The sequence below is a fragment of the Kitasatospora sp. NPDC059571 genome (assembly GCF_042735675.1).
Taxonomy (GTDB): domain Bacteria; phylum Actinomycetota; class Actinomycetes; order Streptomycetales; family Streptomycetaceae; genus Kitasatospora.
Map to the genome: position 1 here is coordinate 1 of NZ_JBHWBW010000650.1, position 3,512 is coordinate 3,512.

At 77.2% G+C, this 3,512-nt stretch carries 4 protein-coding genes; 2 read left to right on the top strand and 2 right to left on the bottom strand.

The features are described 5' to 3' along the window. Positions 1 to 217: 217 nt before the first annotated feature. Complete coding sequence (sigK, locus tag ACFV0G_RS37255) at positions 218 to 742, top strand: ECF RNA polymerase sigma factor SigK (RefSeq protein ID WP_380557613.1); 525 nt, start codon at positions 218 to 220, stop codon at positions 740 to 742. On the opposite strand, the gene ACFV0G_RS37260 is transcribed toward sigK, so the two are convergent. Next, on the bottom strand, positions 681 to 1,730 hold the full coding sequence (locus ACFV0G_RS37260) for a helix-turn-helix transcriptional regulator (protein ID WP_380557607.1): 1,050 nt from the start codon (positions 1,728 to 1,730) through the stop codon (positions 681 to 683). The genes sigK and ACFV0G_RS37260 overlap by 62 nt on opposite strands. A 70-nt stretch (positions 1,731 to 1,800) precedes the next feature. On the opposite strand from ACFV0G_RS37260, the gene ACFV0G_RS37265 reads away from it, so the two are divergent. Next, entirely contained in the window at positions 1,801 to 2,352 is a 552-nt protein-coding gene (locus tag ACFV0G_RS37265; RefSeq protein WP_380557610.1) for a DinB family protein, read from the top strand. An 85-nt stretch (positions 2,353 to 2,437) separates the two neighbouring features. Here ACFV0G_RS37265 and ACFV0G_RS37270 read toward each other — a convergent pair whose 3' ends face one another. Then, a complete protein-coding gene (locus ACFV0G_RS37270) occupies positions 2,438 to 3,346 on the bottom strand; it encodes a zinc-binding alcohol dehydrogenase family protein (RefSeq protein WP_380557616.1) in 909 nt (302 codons plus the stop codon). Between the last annotated feature and the right edge of the window lie 166 nt (positions 3,347 to 3,512).

Sequence of the window (3,512 nt, forward strand, 5' to 3'; positions counted from 1 at the left end):
GGCTGCGGGGGGGGGGAGGTCCAGCCCCGGCCCCTTTGCGCACGCCGCCGGACAGGCCTGGGGGGAAGCGATGCAGCAACGCTGCAAGTAGCGACGGTCCCGGCCGGCCGGAAGAGTCGTGCCCGTGGACGCACCAGCACAGAGCCGACTCGCCGACGGGCCCGGGGAGCGCACCGCGCCGAGGTCCGCCGGGCGCAGTGCCGACCTCCGGGCCCTGATGCCGCGGATCGCCGCCGGCGACGAGGAGGCCTTCGGGCGGCTCTACGACGCGGTGGCCGGGCCGGTGCTCGGGCTGGTGCGGAGGATCCTGCGGGACCGGGCGCAGTCCGAGGAGGTGGCGCAGGAGATCCTGCTGGAGGTGTGGCGCTCGGCCGCGCGCTACCGACCGGAGCGCGGCGAGGTGCTGGCCTGGGTGATGGCGATCGCGCATGCCCGCGCCGTGGACCGGGTGCGGTCGGTCCAGGCGGCCGCCGACCGCGACCGGCGGGTCGCGGAGGCCTCGTACACACCGGAATTCGACGAGGTCGCCGAGGCGGTGGAGCGCCGGTTCGACCGCGAGCGGGTCCGGCAGGGCCTGCGGGCCCTCACCCCGCTGCAGCGCGAGTGCCTGGCGCTGGCCTACTACGGCGGCCACACGCAGGCCCGGATCGCCGAGCTCCTCGGCACGCCGCTGGGCACCGTCAAGACCCGGATGCGGGACGGGCTCGGCCGGCTGCGCGTCGGTCTGGCCGAGGGGGACTGACCGGCGCACCCGCTCCTTCGCCGGGGCCGTCCTCCGGTCCGCCGGCCAGCAGCAGCCGGCGCCCCAGTTCCCGCACGGCCTCCCGGAGTTCGGGCGGTGCCACGACCCGGAAGGGCGCCCCGATCGCGGTGAGCCGCCGGGCGTACCAGTCGGGTTCGTCCGTGGTGGCCAGCAGGCGGGTGCGGTGCGGGCCGACCTCCTCGCACTGCCCCAGGCTGCGCGGGATCCACCGGGCGACGCTCGCCGCGGGTGCGTCGACGAGCACCTCGACCCGGTACCGCCAGCCCTGGGCGAGGTGTTCGTCGACCGCCGCCACCGGGTCGAGCCCGTCCGGCGGCGTGGCGGGCGCGTCCAGGACCGCGACGGCGGCGACCCGGTCCACCCGCAGCAGGCGCCGGGCGCTGCGCGCGTGGGACCAGCAGAGCAGGTACCACCGGCCGTCGCGGACGGCGACGGCCCACGGGTCGACCTCGGTCACCCACGGCTCGCCGGGGCCGCGCCGGTACTCCAGCCGGATCCGCCGCTGCGCCGCGCAGGCCTGGACGAGGGCCGCCGCGGTCGCCGGGTCGGGCCGCGCGGTGCCGCCGTCCGGGGCGGGCATGCCGATGCCGCGGACCGCCTCGGCCGGCCCGGCCAGCGACGCGGGCAGTACCCGCACGATCTTCCCGAGCGCGCTGCCGACCGGATCGGCCGGATCGCCGGCGTCGGCCCCGCTCTCCAGCACCGCCATGACCAGGCCCAGCGCCTCGGCAGTGCTGAACATCAGCGGCGGCAGCCGGTACCCCCGGCCGATCGCGTAACCGCCGTGCGGGCCCCGTCGGGAGGTGATCGGCACGCCCGCCTCCCGCAGGATCCCGACGTACCGGCGGGTCGCCCGCTCGGAGACGCCGAGCCGCTGGGCCAGCCGCTCGGCGGTGATCCCTGGGCTGCTCTGGACCAGGTCGAGCAGGAGCAGCACCCGGGCGGTCGGGCTCTCGTCGTGCCCCATGCGATGTTCCCCGCCGTCCGATCGGAATTCCGGACGCAGACCGTCCTGAACGCGCCGTAGTCTGCCTGCCATGACGGAGATTGACGAGTCGGTGCCGTACGAACCGCCGGTTGCGGGTGACGAGGCGTCGACCCTGGTGGGTTCCCTGGAACGCCAGCGCCGGACGCTGGCCTGGAAGTGCTCGGGGCTGGACGCGGCGGGGATGCGGGCGACGGTCGGCGCCTCGGCGGTCACCCTCGGCGGGCTGTTGAAGCACCTGGCGCTGGTCGAGGACGACATGCTGTCCCGGAAGCTGCTCGGCCGCCCGCCCGCGGAGCCGTGGTCCGGGGCGGACCTGGCGGCCGACCCCGGCCTGGAGTGGCGCACGGCCGCAGAGGACACCCCCGAGGGGCTGCTGGCGCTCTGGCAGGAGGCCGTGTCCCGGTCGAGGGCCGACCTCCGGCAGGTGCTGGCCGCCGGCGGGTTGGACCAGCGGGCCGTCCACGTCGGCGCGGGCGGCGAGTCGCCGAGTGTGCGGCGGCTGCTGATCGACCTGATCGAGGAGTACGCCCGGCACGTCGGGCACGCCGACCTGATCCGGGAGTCCGTGGACGGCCTGGTCGGCGAGGACGCGCCGCGCTGACGCATCGGCACATCCCCGGATGGAGGCGCCGGCCCACTCGCTCCCTGCCCGGGGGAGGGAACGGGTGGGTCGGACAAGTCCCGGGTCAGGGCAGCAGCACGGCCTTGCCCCGGGTGCGGCGGGCCTCGATGTCGGCGTGGGCCCGGGCCGCGTCGGCCAGCGGATAGGTGGCGCCGATGGGCAGGTCCAGCCGGCCCTCGGCGGCCAGACCGGCCAGCTCGGGAAGGGCCTGCGGGAGGCGGTCGGCCGGGCCGCCGCTGCTGAAGCGCACGCCGTGCTCCGCCGCGGTCATGTCGGCGATGGTGAGGACGCGGGCCGCGTCGCCGGTCAGGGCGACGGACTCCGCCAGCACGCCCGCGCCGGAGGTGTCGAGGACCCGGTCCACGCCCTGCGGGGCGGCGGCCCGCACCCGCTCGGCCCAGCCCTCTCCGTAGCGGACGGCGGTGGCGCCGAGCGCGGTCAGCCGGTCGAGGTCGTGCTCGCCGGCGGTGGCGACGACGGTGATGCCCCGGGCGGTGGCGAGCTGGACGGCGACGGTGCCGACGCTCCCGCCCGCGCCGTGGATCAGCAGGGTCTCGCCCGGCTCCGCGCCCAGCTGGTGCAGGCAGCGGTACGCGGTCTCGCCGACGGTGACCAGGGCGGCGGCGGTCTCGAAGGAGACCTCCTCCGGCTTGGCGACGGGTCGGTCCAGCAACGCGTACTCGCTGTAGCCGCCGCCGAGCGCAACGCCGAGGACCTCGTCGCCGACCGCGGCGGTGGCGCCCTCGCCGGCCTCGTCGACGACGCCGGCCACGTCCAGGCCCGGCCGCTCCGGGAACTGCGCCGGCCGGACGCCGGCCATCCGGCCGGACCGGATCTTCAGGTCGAGCGGGTTGATCGAGGCGGCCCGTACGCGGATGCGGACCTGGCCGGGGCCGGGTTCCGGCGGTGTGACCTCCGAGAGCCGCAGCACCTCGGGTGCGCCGTACTCGGAGAAGGTGATGGCCTTGGACATGTCGAACTCCCGGGTGGAGAGGCAGGTGGGGGAGGGGCCGCGCACGCACGCACCCACTGTGCGGCCGTGGCGGCGGGGGCGCCGCTCAGGCGGCGGGGGGGGGGTGGGCGGGGGTGTGGGGCGGGGGCCGCCCCTCGAGGCGCGGGCGCGCGGGGGGCGGGGGCGC

Bases quoted from the DNA above. Each gene is read 5' to 3' on its own strand.
- sigK (WP_380557613.1), top strand. From the start codon at position 218: ATGCCGCGGATCGCCGCCGGCGACGAGGAGGCCTTCGGGCGGCTCTAC.
- ACFV0G_RS37265 (WP_380557610.1), top strand. From the start codon at position 1,801: ATGACGGAGATTGACGAGTCGGTGCCGTACGAACCGCCGGTTGCGGGT.
- ACFV0G_RS37260 (WP_380557607.1), bottom strand. From the start codon at position 1,730: ATGGGGCACGACGAGAGCCCGACCGCCCGGGTGCTGCTCCTGCTCGAC.
- ACFV0G_RS37270 (WP_380557616.1), bottom strand. From the start codon at position 3,346: ATGTCCAAGGCCATCACCTTCTCCGAGTACGGCGCACCCGAGGTGCTG.